At 32.9% G+C, this 14,743-nt stretch carries 15 protein-coding genes; 6 read left to right on the top strand and 9 right to left on the bottom strand.

What is annotated here, in order from left to right; all coding sequences use genetic code 11:
* The 4 genes from ES765_RS22900 to ES765_RS10685 all read right to left on the bottom strand — a co-directional run.
* Window positions 1–96: transposase (locus tag ES765_RS22900; RefSeq protein ID WP_171017281.1), on the bottom strand; the 96-nt coding region annotated here is incomplete at its 3' end.
* Window positions 97–143: 47 nt separating this feature from the next.
* Window positions 144–2,363: a HEAT repeat domain-containing protein gene (locus ES765_RS10695; protein ID WP_138114057.1), complete on the bottom strand. Its 2,220-nt coding sequence runs from the start codon at window positions 2,361–2,363 to the stop codon at window positions 144–146.
* Window positions 2,364–2,366: 3 nt separating this feature from the next.
* Complete coding sequence (locus tag ES765_RS10690) at window positions 2,367–2,732, bottom strand: response regulator transcription factor (RefSeq protein WP_138114054.1); 366 nt, start codon at window positions 2,730–2,732, stop codon at window positions 2,367–2,369.
* Window positions 2,733–2,734: 2 nt separating this feature from the next.
* Window positions 2,735–4,498 carry a response regulator gene (locus ES765_RS10685; RefSeq protein WP_138114052.1) on the bottom strand — a complete coding sequence of 588 codons (1,764 nt, stop codon included), beginning with the start codon at window positions 4,496–4,498 and terminating at the stop codon, window positions 2,735–2,737.
* Window positions 4,499–4,643: 145 nt separating this feature from the next.
* Between ES765_RS10685 and ES765_RS10680 the strand changes: the two genes are divergently transcribed.
* Window positions 4,644–5,933, top strand: coding sequence for a dipeptidase (locus ES765_RS10680; RefSeq protein WP_138114049.1), 1,290 nt, complete (start codon window positions 4,644–4,646; stop codon window positions 5,931–5,933).
* Here the strand turns inward: ES765_RS10680 and ES765_RS10675 are convergent.
* On the bottom strand, window positions 5,930–6,334 hold the full coding sequence (locus tag ES765_RS10675) for an acyl-CoA thioesterase (protein ID WP_138114046.1): 405 nt from the start codon (window positions 6,332–6,334) through the stop codon (window positions 5,930–5,932). The genes ES765_RS10680 and ES765_RS10675 overlap by 4 nt on opposite strands.
* A gap of 280 nt (window positions 6,335–6,614) precedes the next feature.
* On the opposite strand from ES765_RS10675, the gene ES765_RS10670 reads away from it, so the two are divergent.
* A complete protein-coding gene (locus ES765_RS10670) occupies window positions 6,615–7,022 on the top strand; it encodes a glyoxalase (protein WP_138114043.1) in 408 nt (135 codons plus the stop codon).
* Here ES765_RS10670 and ES765_RS10665 read toward each other — a convergent pair.
* A complete protein-coding gene (locus ES765_RS10665; protein WP_138114040.1) occupies window positions 7,011–7,691 on the bottom strand; it encodes a DUF2461 domain-containing protein in 681 nt (226 codons plus the stop codon). The two genes, ES765_RS10670 and ES765_RS10665, sit on opposite strands and share 12 nt — an antisense overlap.
* A 94-nt stretch (window positions 7,692–7,785) precedes the next feature.
* On the opposite strand from ES765_RS10665, the gene epsC reads away from it, so the two are divergent.
* The gene (epsC, locus tag ES765_RS10660; protein WP_138114037.1) at window positions 7,786–8,577 is read left to right on the top strand and encodes a serine O-acetyltransferase EpsC; all 792 of its coding nucleotides are present in this window, start codon (window positions 7,786–7,788) and stop codon (window positions 8,575–8,577) included.
* On the top strand, window positions 8,570–9,454 hold the full coding sequence (gene cysM / locus ES765_RS10655) for a cysteine synthase CysM (protein WP_138114033.1): 885 nt from the start codon (window positions 8,570–8,572) through the stop codon (window positions 9,452–9,454). Before epsC ends, cysM begins: the two co-directional genes overlap by 8 nt.
* 581 nt (window positions 9,455–10,035) lie before the next feature.
* Here the strand turns inward: cysM and corA are convergent.
* The gene (gene corA / locus ES765_RS10650; protein ID WP_138114030.1) at window positions 10,036–11,130 is read right to left on the bottom strand and encodes a magnesium/cobalt transporter CorA; all 1,095 of its coding nucleotides are present in this window, start codon (window positions 11,128–11,130) and stop codon (window positions 10,036–10,038) included.
* A gap of 38 nt (window positions 11,131–11,168) precedes the next feature.
* Entirely contained in the window at window positions 11,169–11,954 is a 786-nt protein-coding gene (gene truA / locus ES765_RS10645; protein WP_138114027.1) for a tRNA pseudouridine(38-40) synthase TruA, read from the bottom strand.
* A 112-nt stretch (window positions 11,955–12,066) separates the two neighbouring features.
* Between truA and ES765_RS10640 the strand changes: the two genes are divergently transcribed.
* Window positions 12,067–12,501: a hypothetical protein gene (locus ES765_RS10640; protein ID WP_138114024.1), complete on the top strand. Its 435-nt coding sequence runs from the start codon at window positions 12,067–12,069 to the stop codon at window positions 12,499–12,501.
* A gap of 125 nt (window positions 12,502–12,626) precedes the next feature.
* Window positions 12,627–13,109: a hypothetical protein gene (locus tag ES765_RS10635; RefSeq protein WP_138114021.1), complete on the top strand. Its 483-nt coding sequence runs from the start codon at window positions 12,627–12,629 to the stop codon at window positions 13,107–13,109.
* A 68-nt stretch (window positions 13,110–13,177) separates the two neighbouring features.
* Here ES765_RS10635 and ES765_RS10630 read toward each other — a convergent pair whose 3' ends face one another.
* Window positions 13,178–14,641, bottom strand: coding sequence for a magnesium chelatase (locus ES765_RS10630; protein ID WP_138114018.1), 1,464 nt, complete (start codon window positions 14,639–14,641; stop codon window positions 13,178–13,180).
* Between the last annotated feature and the right edge of the window lie 102 nt (window positions 14,642–14,743).

Below are 14,743 nucleotides of genomic sequence, written 5' to 3'. Positions count from 1 at the left end.
ACCTAACTCTCTCGATACATCTCCTACCGACCTTCCTTGTTCATTTTCCTTTAGAGCTTTAATAATCTGGCTCTCGCTAAACTTGCTGCTTTTCATGATGACAGTTTGAATTTAAAGTTAGTAAATTCGAATTATTAACTGTCCTACTTATGGGGAAGCCTACAGACGGGGAAGCCTACAAGGTGACTACGAGACGTTTCTATTTCTAATTCAAAGTCTAATTCGAAAATTGAATCATTAGTTCTTCCAACTTTTGTAAATTCTAATTTAGCAGTTTGGGCTAGAATATGATTTAAAACCTTACTTGCAGTGGTTGCGATTTCATTGTTTTCATTTTCAATCAAGGATTCTAATAACTGAATTTCCTTTTCATCACCTACACTTTTAATTTCGTCTAAGAGTATTAATTTGGTTTCAGTATCTGATAAATTAAAAATTTCAGTAAAAACACTACTAGATAAATCATTATCAGAAGAGAACATATCATTAGGGCGTGGCGATTGATATGAGAATTTATGTATCAATTCATTAATTCGCTCTAAAACAAGTGGAGATGTGTTAGCAGCTAATAATTGATGAAGTGTGGGTAACTCTCGGCTATCACCCATATCTGCAATATTTTCTAAAAAAACCATAGTTTCAAGTTCTGCTTCTTCCATGAAATTTGCGGAAAATGAAATAGAATCGTTTTCAAAAGTGATCAACGGATCTGGGTCTGTATTCAATTCTTCTGCAACATCTGCAGGTTCCATTTTTGAAATTGAAAACCAATCTAATTCGATAAAATCATTTTTTACAGCATCAAACGAGTTATTATCGGTTGTATGAATTTCACTTACAAAATTATTATCAAGCGAAAACATTGGTTCAATATCATTATGTATATCATTGGGTATCGCTATCGCTGCATCAATTTCAGAAAGCACTAATGGTGAAAATTCGATGAATAATTCATCCTCAGTTTTTGCTGAACTATCCAAATTATTAATAGAATTATTAGGATCAGTATTAAGTATATTAGGGAATGTTTTTTCTTCTGTCTTTTCGATAGAGACGGGAACTATTAGTGAAGTATCAATTAATAGATTATGACTAAAATCATCATCATTCAGCACCCCACCACATTTAGTAATTTCAAAAGGAATAGGCTTTTCTATTTTTAGACTTTCGTTAATATCAATAGTATTGTGCGATACAAGTACCGATGAGTCTGCTTCATATTCTATATCTATAATGGTTGATTCGACATTAAGTTCGGTTTCCTCAACAAGGTCGCTTGTAAAATAATTATCCTCTTTAATATTTTTAGTAGGAAGAATACTCTCTGGATTAATCTTATTTAGAGTACTTATAACCTTACTCTTAACATTGAAATTCTTTTCTTTTTTCTCTAATAGCTTTAAGAATTCAACCTCAGTTATTGAACCAATCTCTCCAAGTGTATCTAAGATTGCTATTTTAGCATCATTATTAGCTCTAGGATAGACCATTTTCAATGTAGGTATAGCTTCTTCAAAATAGAATTCTTTAATACAATCAATAGCTTCTAATTGTATAGCCCCATTCTTATGTTTTAATAGCGTAATAATAGATTGTACTGCATCACTCTGCTTATAATATTTTATCAGTCTTAATGAAAAAAGAACAACATGGGTATTGGTCGAGGTCAACCAAAGACTAAACTGTGGAGGGTCAAAATTTTGTTTGTGCCTAAGAACATCTAACAACTTTAATTGTTGCCATTCAGAAATTTTGTATTTAGTATTATCTAGAAAATAATTAATACCTTCTTCCTTTAAAGTCACAACCGCTTTTTCGGCCTGCTTACGAATAGTACTTTGTCTATGATTTATAAATTTTAGAATAAGGGCATACGAATCCAATACTTCCATTGCTGTTAATTCCAAAATTCCGCTAGATACAACCTGCCATCTTCTACTAGATAGTTTTTCATATGCAGTAGCATGTAGCTCCAAATCCTTATAGAGTTCAATTAGAACAGTCTGTGATTGCCCCGATAGATCTTTACGTAAATCTAAAAGCACTTCGGTTAATATAATTCTATCAAAATTGTCTTTGATAGAATCCCTAATTTGTACTTTAAGATTCAAATAATTCTTTTTTTCTTCCTTACTATTAGAGTCTTCATAAAATAGAAACTCACTGATTATAGGAGAAAATTCCATTTTCTTATCCTTAGAACGCCCATTATACGTGCCAATGCTATTTCTAATGAAGAAAGTTCCAACAAAATATACTACCGCTAGGATTAAGAATACAAGCGTTAGCCACCCTAAGAATTCAACATTGAATTCTGGGGCTGTAATTAGCGTTATTTTGATTTGTTTGAGGGGAATTAACAAATTTTATTTATTTATTTCTCTTCCAACACGTACTAATAATTCGGTTGGACTTACTGGTTTTGTGATAAAATCATTTGCACCTAGTTCAAATGCACTTAACACATTCTGTTCATTACCTGCAGATGAAATTATAATAATCGGTGTATTTAATTTTAATTCATTTCTCACGAAATCTATTAGCTCAATACCAGAAAAATATGGCATCATGATATCACTTACAATAATATCAGGTCTTTCAGTTTTAAGATATTCCTTAACCTCTTTACCGTTTGAGGAATGGTGTACATCATAACCACTTTTTTTTAGCCTAAAGTTTAGCAACGAAGCTAAAAGTTGATCATCATCTGCTAATAATACACGTTTACCCATTATTATATTTTATTTAATCCAGCCAAATTAGTATCAAGGTTTTGCTCTAGCAGCGGATAATCATTCAAGAATAACTGATACAATTCTTTAACCTCATTTGGTCTGTTGGCTTTGCATTGCGCCTCTAATTCTACGATTAATTGTCGCATACCATTTGCCTTCAACATTGCAAAACCAGCCTTTAGTTTATGGGCTGCGAATGCAACTTCCTTCAGGTTATCGGTTTGTAAATGAAGTTTTACATTACCACTAAATTCAAGAGCATTCATTTTAAAAAGTTTAATTAGCTCATTTAAAATTTCTATTTCACCAAAACAATCTTGTAAAAGTCCGTTTAGGTCAACTCTAGTGGTTTCTTTCGGTTCTATCATTATTTTTTGAAGTAGGTGCTCGACCTTCATAGATGTATCTTCTTCTCTTTTATTTTTTATAATAGTTGACATCAATTCATCTAACGTGTAAGGCTTTAACAGAAAATCATTCATTCCTATTTCTTTACAATCCTTACTGTCTTGCTCTGTAAAATCTGCACTAAATGCTACAATTGGCACAGTGTTGATATGTACATCTTTATGTGCTCTAAGTACTTTTGAAATGTCAAAACCGTTTAGATTGGGCATCTTCAAATCCATTAAAATGAGGTCAATTTTCTTAGTAGCCAGAATGCTTAATCCTTCTTTTAGATTTGCATGGGTATATACCTTACAGCCCCATTTAGTTAACTGTGCTTTAATTAAGTGTTGATTCATTAAATTATCCTCAAAAACCAAAATTTCAGTTCCAGATAATACTATTTTCCCTTTTTCAATGTCTGAATTTTCATTTTGTATAACAGGTCTATTACTAATATTACCTGTAGCGTAAGGAATACTAAAGGTTATGGTAGTACCTATACCTTCTTCACTTATAATATCAATTTCACCATTTTGCTTTTCAACGATTTCTTTAGTTATTGATAAGCCCAAACCAGTACCACAATACGTTACAAAAGTGTCATCCTTAGCTTGTGCATAACAATTAAAAATTGTTTCAAGTTTCTCTTTGGCTATACCGATACCTGTATCAGCAACTGAAAATTTTAAAATGAATTGATTTTCGTCGCATTCTTTAGCGGAAACTCCTAATTTAATGTAACCTTGATTTATAAATTTGATAGAGTTGCCCAATACGTTTAGTAGTACTTCAGATAATTTTGAAGGATCGCCTTTAATAATTTTAGGCACATTTTCATCTATATCAATAATCAATTCTATTTGTCTATCAACCATCAAGGTCTCACATAAAAACATGACATCGTTTAGTAACCCCTGAAGATTAAAATCGATAGTTTCAAAATTAATATACCCCGTAGAAATTTTAGAATATTCAAAAACTTCATCAATAAGATTTAGTAGCGAAATTGAAGCGAATTGTATGGCTTGAACTTTTTTGTGTTGACTGGTATTTAACTTTTCTTCGTTCAAAAGATTTGCAAAGCCAATTATACTATTCAATGGAGTTCTAATTTGATTGCTAACATGTGCAATAAATTGATTTTTATTAGGTAGTTCTTTTTCGACTTCCTCTTTTTCAACTACCTGTTCTTTAAGATTAGTTCCATTATTTCGATTATAAATATGACTTTCTAAGCTATTTCTAAAGCTGTTAAAATACGATTGTATCACCTTGGAATCTTGCGTACTTAATTCTTCAAATGAAAATTCACTTACCGTACGTTCCAGATTTGACAATTGACCGATTAAATCCTTACTTTTTGAAATGGACATAAAATATGATTCTTTAATTAATGGAATTTAAGGATTCTTTAAGAATTTAAAAATGCGCCTTTATACTTCGGTCAACAATAAAATGTTTTCTAGGGTTGGTTATTTGTTGTGAATACTCTTAAATTGTAGGTCTAAAAAACAACCAATGAAATCATTGACCTATTTATTATGCGTATTATCGATATTTTCTTGTGCAGAAAAGACAAAGGAATTGGAAGAAACTATGCATGAAAAAGCAAAACGAATACATGAAGAGGTAATTACAATTGATACGCATAACGATATCAATGTCAATAACTTTACAGATAGTATTAATTATACCAAACGCCTTGAAACTCAAGTTAATTTACCTAAAATGAAAGAAGGTGGATTAGATGTTAGTTGGCTAATTGTTTACACAGGGCAAGATTCCCTTACCGATATAGGTTATGAAAAGGCAAAACAGAATGCCATACAGAAATTTGAAGCCATTCATAGGCTTTGCGAGGATATTGCACCAGATGAAATTGCCTTGGCATTAACCTCTTCTGATGTTCGTGAAATAGTGGGTTCAGGTAAGAAGGTTGCTATGATTGGTGTAGAAAATGCATATCCCATAGGAACTGATATGAGTCAGTTTAAGACATTTTACGATTTAGGTGCACGATACATCTCTTTAGCGCATAACGGTCATAGTCAATTCTCAGATTCAAATACCGGTGAGGCTGATGACATTTGGTTACATAATGGTTTAAGTGAATTGGGTAAAAGCGCTGTTAATGAATTAAATAGACTTGGAATTATGATTGATGTTTCTCATCCTTCAAAGGAAGCAATGAAGCAAATGATAGCACTGTCAAAAGCTCCAATAATTGCATCACATTCTTCTGCCAGAGCACTTTGTAATCATAGTAGAAATTTAGATGATGAACAATTAATGTTGATGAAAGAAAATGGTGGTGTTGTTCAAACTGTAGCCTTCAGTTCATATTTAAATACCGAGAAGCATAAAGCTAGGTCAGTATATATGAAATCAATCTATAATCAAGTGGCAGATTCTTTAGGAATTGATTGGTATGAGCGTTCTCAAATCTCTAGTTTGACAGAGGTCGAAAAAGAATCCTATTTGGAGAATTACCCTAAGGTTCTCAAAATTGGCAAAAACCTTGTCAAACACCAACCTGAAGCTCCAGTAGCGGTTAATGTGACGGATTTTGTAAACCACATTGATTATATGGTAAAGTTAATAGGAATAGACCATGTCGGTATAAGTTCAGATTTTGATGGAGGTGGCGGTATTGAAGGTTGGAATGATGCATCTGAAACCTTTAACGTAACCTTAGAACTTGTAGAGCGTGGTTATACGCAAGACGAAATTGCCAAATTATGGGGGGAGAATCTGCTGCGTGTACTTGATGAAGTTCAAGCCGTTGCAAAAGAGATTAGCGAAAGCTAATCTTCTTCTCCTAAGGCAGCTAAACGATCTTTTACATATTCAACTTTCGATTTATCATGAGGTTTAGGTTTTCCGTTGTCACCCAGGTTTACCATAATAATATTATCAACCGTTACAATAGTTTCGTGGTTCATTTTATTACGAACCTCACAGTTTAAGGTCAATGATGTTTTGCCAAATTTTACAACTTCTATACCAATTTCAATAACATCGCCCTGTTTTGCAGCGCTCATAAAATTAATTTCCGACATGTACTTGGTCACTATTTTACCATTCTCCAGTTGAACGATAGCATATAGGGCAGCTTCTTCATCTATCCATGCTAACAACCGACCACCAAATAAAGTCCCGTTTGAATTTAAATCACCAGGTTTAACTAATTTTCTAGTATGAAATCTCATAGCCCTAATTTTTATAAAAATATATTATAAAGTTATACCGAAAATCAAGAATAATACTACTTTTTCAAAGTAACCCCACAGAATTACAAATATTAAAATTACCATTAGAATTTAGTTACATTTTGATAATATGTATGTGTAGTAATTGCAATTTTCCGAATTTCTATAGTAGAAATTTTAATCTGATATCAAGGTTGTTGATAATAGATTAAAAACTTATCAGTTCCTTTTATTTAAGTATTTTCCGAATATGTATCTTTAAGTAAAATCAATAAAAGAAATGGACAGATCTCAGAAATTACTATCGATACGACCCTTAATTCCTTCTGCTAAAATAGTCCCTAATATGAGTGAAGATGAACGTTTTCAGAACCAAACGTTACGGCCTATATTAAAATTACAGAACGATTTATTTCTAATATCATTTCAGAATTACATCAAAAAGATGAAGAATACCTTTTATGAGGTTAAGCTTGATAAACGGATGGATTATATTACCAATACCATACAAAAAGATTTAAAATTCAGAAATTCATTAAAAGGAATGATTATAGGTCAATTCACAGCGGAAGAATATGAACTTTATAGTAAAAATTCTTCAGCATTCAATAAACGAATGATGAATATGGTCATAAAACGATTACAAGATCAACTACAATATTTTGATAAATTGCATTTAGTCCAATAGCGATTCACCATTCAAATTGGTCGTTAAAACAGTACTCATTAAATCGAAATAAGGTCGTATAGTCTTAAAGCTTTCATTTAGCTGGTCTGCAAAACTATCGGCCAACACCTCTTTATCTGTAAAATTTATTTTAAATATAAATTGCTTTTTTCGAATGAATTCTATATTCGAATCTTCCTTATCGAAACCCTTAGGAGCAGTTTTTAATTCTTCACCTAACATTGGCCCCCAGGTATTTTTAAATGCAGAATTTTCGATGACATTTACAAGTTCAACGGTGTCAATCTCCCACTCTTTTCTAATACGGAGTAAATCGTGTTTTTCTGGATTCCAGAAACCTGTAGCAATAAAACTAGCACCGGGCTCTATATGCACATAATAACCGCCACGACGGTGTTGCCCTGACCTAGCGTAAGAAGCTGAAAAACTATTCTTATAGGGAGTTTTGTTTTTAGAAAAGCGAACATCTCTATAAATTCTAAATACTTTTAAACGCTCGATTTCATCATGAATTTTTAGCTTTACGAGTAGATGGTTAAAGAAAATCTTCATACTATCATCCTCTTTTTTAAATTGCTTTTTATGATCATTAAACCACGCTCTATTGTTGTTTATTTTAAGTGTATTTAAAAATTGTAAGGTACTCTCTGTAATAGTTGATTCTAACATACGACCTAGCTCTTGTGATTTTAAGCTAAAGTTAACCAATAGATGAGAAGTCCTTTTAGTTATTTGGTTAATTTTGACGGACTAAAGTATATCCATGAACCATCAATCGATAATCGAAAAAATTAACGCTCACAAGAAACAGCCTAATCTTAGATTTCGTTTAAAAAGAAATGTTGAAAAATTCACTGACCTCCTTTTTTATACGTTGTTCGATATTGAAACTCCTGTTGCCGACAATTTAGGTAAACTTCAAGAGCAGTTTGACGAGCTTGTTGATCTGGCTTGTTGGGAAAGTGATAAGCCCTGTAAAAAAATATGGGAAAATTATGTTGAAAAACTTCCCCATGTGTTGGAAAGTCTGAATTTAGATGCAGAAGCAACTGTAAATTGTGACCCTGCGTCGCTATCTATTGAAGAAGTATATATGGCGTATCCTGGTTTTTATGCGATTTCAGTATATCGATTAGCACATGAGCTATATAATTTCGGATTCCCGTTGGTCCCAAGATTAATGACCGAATATGCACATAGGCAAACAGGTGTCGATATCAATCCGGGGGCGAAAATTGGTAAATCGTTCCATATTGATCATGGTACGGGCGTAGTTATTGGAGAAACCGCAATTATAAAGAATGATGTTAAAATCTATCAAGGGGTTACCTTAGGTGGACTTTTTGTTGCCAAGAATCTTCAGAAGACTAAACGTCATCCAACTATTGAAAACAATGTTACAATTTATGCTAATGCTACTATTTTAGGTGGTGATACCATTATTGGTGTCAATAGTGTAATTGGTGGAAATGCATGGATTACAGCCTCTGTACCAGCTCATTCTACTGTATTTCATACACCAGAAATTAAAATAAAAACGTTACCCCATGTCTAATTCAATACTATCCTTAATCGGTAATACCCCACTGGTAAAATCTAGGGTTCTTAACACAAACCCTAATGTTACGTTGTACTTTAAGATGGAAGGTCACAACCCTGGTGGTAGTGTAAAGGACCGAGCCGCATTTAATATGATTAAAACCGGTTTAGAACGTGGTGATTTTAATGCCAATGATAAACTTATTGAGGCTACCAGTGGTAATACTGGAATCGCATTGGCTATGATAGCTGGTATTTACGGTCTAGATATAGAACTCGTCATGCCTGAAAATGCTACCAAAGAACGCGTACAAACCATGCGTGCCTATGGTGCTAAAGTCACCCTTACTCCTGCTGATGTTGGCATAGAGGGTGCTCGTGATTATGCAGAAAGCAAAGTTGAGAAAGAAGGGTATATAATAATGAACCAATTTGGCAACCCTGATAACTGGAAAGCCCATTATAAAACTACGGGCCCAGAAATCTGGAATGAAACAGAGGGTAACGTAACCCATTTTGTTTCCTCTATGGGCACTACAGGTACAATTATGGGTACTTCAACTTACCTTAAAGAAAAGAATAATGAGGTGCAGATAGTTGGTGTACAACCAACCGATAATTCTAGTATACCTGGAATAAGAAAATGGCCTAAAGAATATTTACCGAAAATTTTTGATGCCACTAAGGTTGATCTAATTATGGAAGTTAGTGAGAAAGAAGCTAAATCAATGGCTAAAAGACTTGCTAAAGAAGAGGGTATCTTTTCTGGTATGAGTAGTGGTGGCGCTGCTACTGTTGCCTTGCGTTTGGCAGCAGAATTAGAGCATGGCGTAATTGTTTCTATTGTTTGTGACCGAGGGGACCGTTATTTGTCTTCAGACTTGTTTGAATAATAGCAGTTAACATATTGAACTGAAAAAAGAGCCATATTCCGGCTCTTTTTCTTGTTGCTAAGTATACTCCCTATTTATTTAAAGCATGATTGTCTTGCTAATTGTTACAAGACAATCCAATATTCTTTCTTGGTCAATTCCACCTAGTCTTTTTTATTTCTCTCCATCGAATTTAACCTCTACACACTAATTTCTACTATACCTCTGATCAATTTAACCCTGCTATTAATTGTATATGCTTTAGAAATTTTTGCTTTTAAGACTTACGGATAAATATTTTATGCGGTTAAATTTCTAGTTGCTAAAAATAAACAAGCTATTGAAATTGTGAAGATTCTATGACCCACCTTTTTTAATTTAAAGAATAATAATATTCCTTTTCAGAACACTTGACGCCCTATATCGTATGACTATTTAACTTAAAGTATTCATATATATGATTACAGTAACTTCTTGTTATTAAATATATTATAAGTCTAAAACAAATACACAACACAATGCTAGACCTTATTCAAATCAAAAATTATTTAATTGATTTACTAAAAAGTTATTTCTGCAAAATCTTATGTGGGGCACATCTATTATAACCACTTTTTCTTTTTGAAATATAACATCATTCCTATAAATAGAATAATCATTACTACCCAAACCACATAGTATCCATATCTGAAGTGTAACTCTGGCATATGCTCAAAATTCATTCCATAAACACCAGCAATAAAAGTTAGTGGGATAAATATAGACGCCATTATGGTTAAGACCTTCATGACTTCGTTCATTTTATTGCTCATGTTACTCATGTACATTTCCATCAAACTCATAGACATTTCACGGTATATCTGCAAGCTCTCATTAATTTCTACTGTATGATCATGAACATCTCGTAAAAATAATTTTGTATCCTTTTTTATTAGGGGATGTTCAGAATCTATCAGTCTACTGATTAATTCCTTTACTGGGTAAATCCACCGTCTAATCTTTAATATTTCTTTTTTTAATTGCTGAATGTTTTTAGCAACAATTGGTTCTGGATTATTATATACATCTTCTTCTAAAACTTCAATTCTATGATTTAAATTTTCAATGACTAAAAAGTAATTATCTACAATAGCATCAAGCAAAGCAAAAAACAAATAATCTGCACCTCTGCTTCTAATACGACCCATTTTACCGGTAATACGATCACGTAATCCATTAAAAACATCTTCTTTTACTTCTTGAAAAACTAAAACTGTATTCTCAAGTAATACAAGGGCTACATGTTCCCCTACAATTTCATCTTCTTCTGATATATAGAGCATTTTAAACACACCGAAAATATAATCCTCATATTCATCAATCTTTGGGCGTTGTTCAGTATTCACAACATCTTCGAGTACCAAAGGGTTCAAGTTATAGTGTTTACCTAGTCGTTCGATAAAAGGTTCATCAGAAATACCAATTATATTTACCCAAGAAATATGACCTGTTTGTTCCGATTTTAAAAATTCATCTAAAGTCCTAAATTCCTTAGTTTGAAAACCATCCGTATTATAAAAAGTACTAAAAATAACACTATCCGAACGTTCCTTATCGCCCATATAGCTAATGGTTCCCGGAGCTTTTCCCATTTTGTTCTGCACACGAGACTTCTTCTTTTTTCTTTTCGGAAATACGAGCTTTTTACCAAGCGCCATGTAGTAATATTTTTTATTAAATATACTAAAACTGCAGACTAACCATTGAAATTAACTTGGTTTAATAAAAGACCAGATCCAGGAGCAATAGTTGTAAGTTTCATATCACTACCTGGTTTCAATGAATCCATGATTTGTTCAAGAGAAAGTTCATTTTTACCGATTTGCACCAAAGCTCCCATAATCATACGTATTTGATACCGCATAAACCCTTCACCATAAATTTTTAATACATAGCTTTCTTCAGGAAAAAAATTAGCTTTCAATAGGCTGTTCTTCTCAATACAGCAAGATTCTATACTTCGAATTCTTTTGGCATTCGGCTTTAGTGCTGCTGTAAAAACCGAAAAATCATGAGTACCCTGAAATAATGCTGCTCCTTCCTTCATCATTTCCAAATTAAGTTGGTCGATATAATTGGTTATGAACGGTGCGCTAAAGGGGTGATTTTTTTTTCCGAAGGAAAAAAAATAATGATATTCTTTGCTTTTACTATCCTTAATGATATTGAAGTCTGAGTTTACCGCCTCAATAGAGCGTAATCGAATATCTGCAGGCAGGTTTTTATTAAAATCGATTAGAAAAGTATCTAACTCTTCTAATGGTTCTTCAAGAAAAAGTTCAAAAGCGGCGTCTAGTGCTGATACTTTAGCATCAGTTCTACCTGCTCCCAATATTTTAAATTTCTTACTTGAATATAAAAACGTAAAGGTTTTGTCTAACATACCGGCTATAGTACGCTGCTTGGGTTGTATTTGCCACCCACTATATCTAAAGCCTAAATACTCTAAACGGATTAAATAATAATTGTGAAAATGACTCATTTTAGAATTGTCTATTATTTCGCAAATGTATTCTATTGTTGCCCTTTCTTAGTGAAAGTAAAAAAAAGTATCATTTTTTTGTATTTTAGAACAAACAAAAACAACCAATATTATGAGCAATTTAAAAACTAGCCCCTCAATATGGTTTTTGATAATAGCCATATTGGCTCTTTTATGGAATTTAGTCGGCGTAATGGCTTTCATAAGTGAATTGCTATTAGATCCCTCACAATTGGAAGTATTGAGTGAAACGAATCGGAACTTTTATGAAACTAGATCCTTTTGGGGTAGTATAGCTTATGCATTAGCTGTATTTGCTGGAACTTTGGGTGCAATAGCTCTATTGATCAGAAAAAGAATAACGGAATTCTTTTTCATTCTTTCATTAATAGGAATTTTAGGACAACAGTTTTATATATTTTTCTTAAGTGATGCAGTACTAGATTTAGGACTTGTGGATCTTTTATTACCAATCGCCGTAATAATAATAGGATTCTTGTTGATGTGGTACGCAAAATACTCTATATCAAATGGTTGGTTGAAGTAAAGAACGCTGTTTAAGTTTTTTATCATTATTTCCCTACAGTTCATCGTATTGTTTAAAATAAAGGAAAAACATAATCGTTCTAATACTTGGGTTAATTGTTTCCCAAGGCGTAAAACCTTCTTTATATGAGTTTTATAAAAGGATTATTGACATGGAAATACACCTTAATTATTTCTTTAAGTGTATTAATACTTTTAAATATTTTGAGCTTTTACGGCTTATACACTAACAAATTTTACTTTTTTAAAATAGAAAATTACATATTCCCACTATTATCGATAGTACATTTTGTTTTTCTCTATGTGTTATGGTTTAAGATAAAGGAAGATGAATTGAGCGACCCACCAATGCGTACCCTTGAATATATATTGTACTTTATATCTTTTGTTTATGTATATAAATTAGTGGATACACTTATCATATTAAAAAGCTATAACGATTTTGATAATCACCTTATACCCAGTACTTTTTTACCGTTGGGATATTTCATATTAGTGTTATATGCTGTACTTTTAATACTAACTTTTTTAGCCGTAAGTTATAGGAAGCAAATTGTAGGCACGTATCTTTTCGATGATATGAATCAGCATGTTGATCATTGGAAATAAAGTCTAAGGCCTATAAATAGAAAAGCCCTTTCATTATGAAAGGGCTTTTCTATTTTACTGCATAGGTGTTAAATTCCATTTAAAAAACTGCTATACAAATCTTTAAATTCATATCCATCCGTGAATCTTTGCTTATTTAGTTTTTTGTAGGATACCAAACCCCATAATAACAGTTCCTTTAAAAAATAGATATCTTTTTCTGGATACTCCGGCTGATGGTCTTTAATTAATTGATTTAAAGCAGGTATACTGTCTAAAGCACGTTTATATTCCTCATCTGTGAAATCATCTAAGATTTCAAATCCTTCACTTTGAAAGAACCAATGCAATAACTCGTCATAAACGGTTTCTTCATCTTTACGTTCTAACTTCTTGATTTTTGGAAAGTAATTTGGAAACAATGACTTCACTGCATCATCTATCAAAATTTCAGCAACACCATCTGCCCCTTCCTGTTCTCCTTCATAAACCAATTCTATCTTACCTGTTATTGCAGGAATAATTCCAGTAAAATCGCTTAAACGTACTATAGTACTATCTGCACCATTCAATAAAGTTCTGCGCTCTGCAGTACTTAACAGGTTTTCAAAAGCGGTAATACTGGTACGTGCGCTCACCCCACTTTTAGCATCTACATACTCGCTCTCGCGGGCCTCAAAACTAACTTGCTCTAATAAATCTTTTGCTAAATCGGGTACATATATACTTTCTAATTGTCTAGCATCTAATTTAGATTCTTGTTCTGTAATCTTACGTGCTGTTTCAATATCCTCAGGATAATGGGTAAGTATCTGTGATCCAATCCTATCTTTTAAGGGTGTAACAATACTCCCTCTATTCGTGTAATCTTCAGGGTTGGCGGTAAAAATAAATTGAAGGTCTAGTGGTAATCGCAGTTTAAAGCCACGTATTTGGATATCACCTTCCTGTAAAATATTAAACAACGATACTTGAATTCGCGCCTGTAAATCTGGCAATTCATTGATGACGAAAATACAACGGTTAGCACGAGGTATCATTCCAAAATGAATCACCCGGTCATCTGCATACGATAGTTTTAAGTTCGCCGCTTTAATTGGGTCAACGTCTCCAATCAAATCGGCAACAGTTACATCTGGTGTAGCTAGTTTTTCATAAAAGCGATCTTCACGGTGCAACCAAGAAATTGGAGTATCATCACCTTTTTCAGCAACAAGTTCAAGAGCATAACGTGACATTGGTAGTAGCGGGTCGTCATTAATTTCAGAACCTGCTACTATTGGAATCCATTCATCCAACAGGTTGACCATTAATCTGGCCAATCGTGTTTTAGCCTGTCCACGTAATCCTAAAAAGTTGATATTATGGCGGGAAAGAATGGCACGTTCCAACTCTGGAATTACGGAATCTTCATAACCCCAAACACCCTCGAAACTATCCTTCCCCGATATTATATTTTGTCGAAGGTTATCACGTAGTTCATCCTTTATTTTTTTGGTTTGATATCCGGCCTTTACTAATTGCCCTAATGTATGTATTTCTGTATGATTCATTTTTTTGTTGATAGTTGTTGGTTGGTAGCATTTCTAGACAACCAAAAATTATTTTATTTTAAATTCCGATTTCTGCTTTATTAAATCTCCAATAGAGTAAGA

Origin of the sequence: Maribacter sp. ACAM166, assembly GCF_005771495.1 — a bacterium.
GTDB lineage: Bacteria > Bacteroidota > Bacteroidia > Flavobacteriales > Flavobacteriaceae > Maribacter.
Note: the sequence above shows the minus strand (reverse complement) of the source record. Positions and strands in the feature narration are given on the sequence as shown.

Bases quoted from the DNA above. Each gene is read 5' to 3' on its own strand.
- ES765_RS10680 (WP_138114049.1), top strand. From the start codon at position 4,644: ATGAAATCATTGACCTATTTATTATGCGTATTATCGATATTTTCTTGT.
- corA (WP_138114030.1), bottom strand. From the start codon at position 11,130: ATGGCGCTTGGTAAAAAGCTCGTATTTCCGAAAAGAAAAAAGAAGAAG.
- ES765_RS10665 (WP_138114040.1), bottom strand. From the start codon at position 7,691: ATGTTAGAATCAACTATTACAGAGAGTACCTTACAATTTTTAAATACA.
- ES765_RS10630 (WP_138114018.1), bottom strand. From the start codon at position 14,641: ATGAATCATACAGAAATACATACATTAGGGCAATTAGTAAAGGCCGGA.
- ES765_RS10690 (WP_138114054.1), bottom strand. From the start codon at position 2,732: ATGGGTAAACGTGTATTATTAGCAGATGATGATCAACTTTTAGCTTCG.
- ES765_RS10670 (WP_138114043.1), top strand. From the start codon at position 6,615: ATGGACAGATCTCAGAAATTACTATCGATACGACCCTTAATTCCTTCT.
- ES765_RS10685 (WP_138114052.1), bottom strand. From the start codon at position 4,498: ATGTCCATTTCAAAAAGTAAGGATTTAATCGGTCAATTGTCAAATCTG.
- ES765_RS10640 (WP_138114024.1), top strand. From the start codon at position 12,067: ATGAGCAATTTAAAAACTAGCCCCTCAATATGGTTTTTGATAATAGCC.
- truA (WP_138114027.1), bottom strand. From the start codon at position 11,954: ATGAGTCATTTTCACAATTATTATTTAATCCGTTTAGAGTATTTAGGC.
- cysM (WP_138114033.1), top strand. From the start codon at position 8,570: ATGTCTAATTCAATACTATCCTTAATCGGTAATACCCCACTGGTAAAA.
- ES765_RS10635 (WP_138114021.1), top strand. From the start codon at position 12,627: ATGAGTTTTATAAAAGGATTATTGACATGGAAATACACCTTAATTATT.
- ES765_RS10675 (WP_138114046.1), bottom strand. From the start codon at position 6,334: ATGAGATTTCATACTAGAAAATTAGTTAAACCTGGTGATTTAAATTCA.
- epsC (WP_138114037.1), top strand. From the start codon at position 7,786: ATGAACCATCAATCGATAATCGAAAAAATTAACGCTCACAAGAAACAG.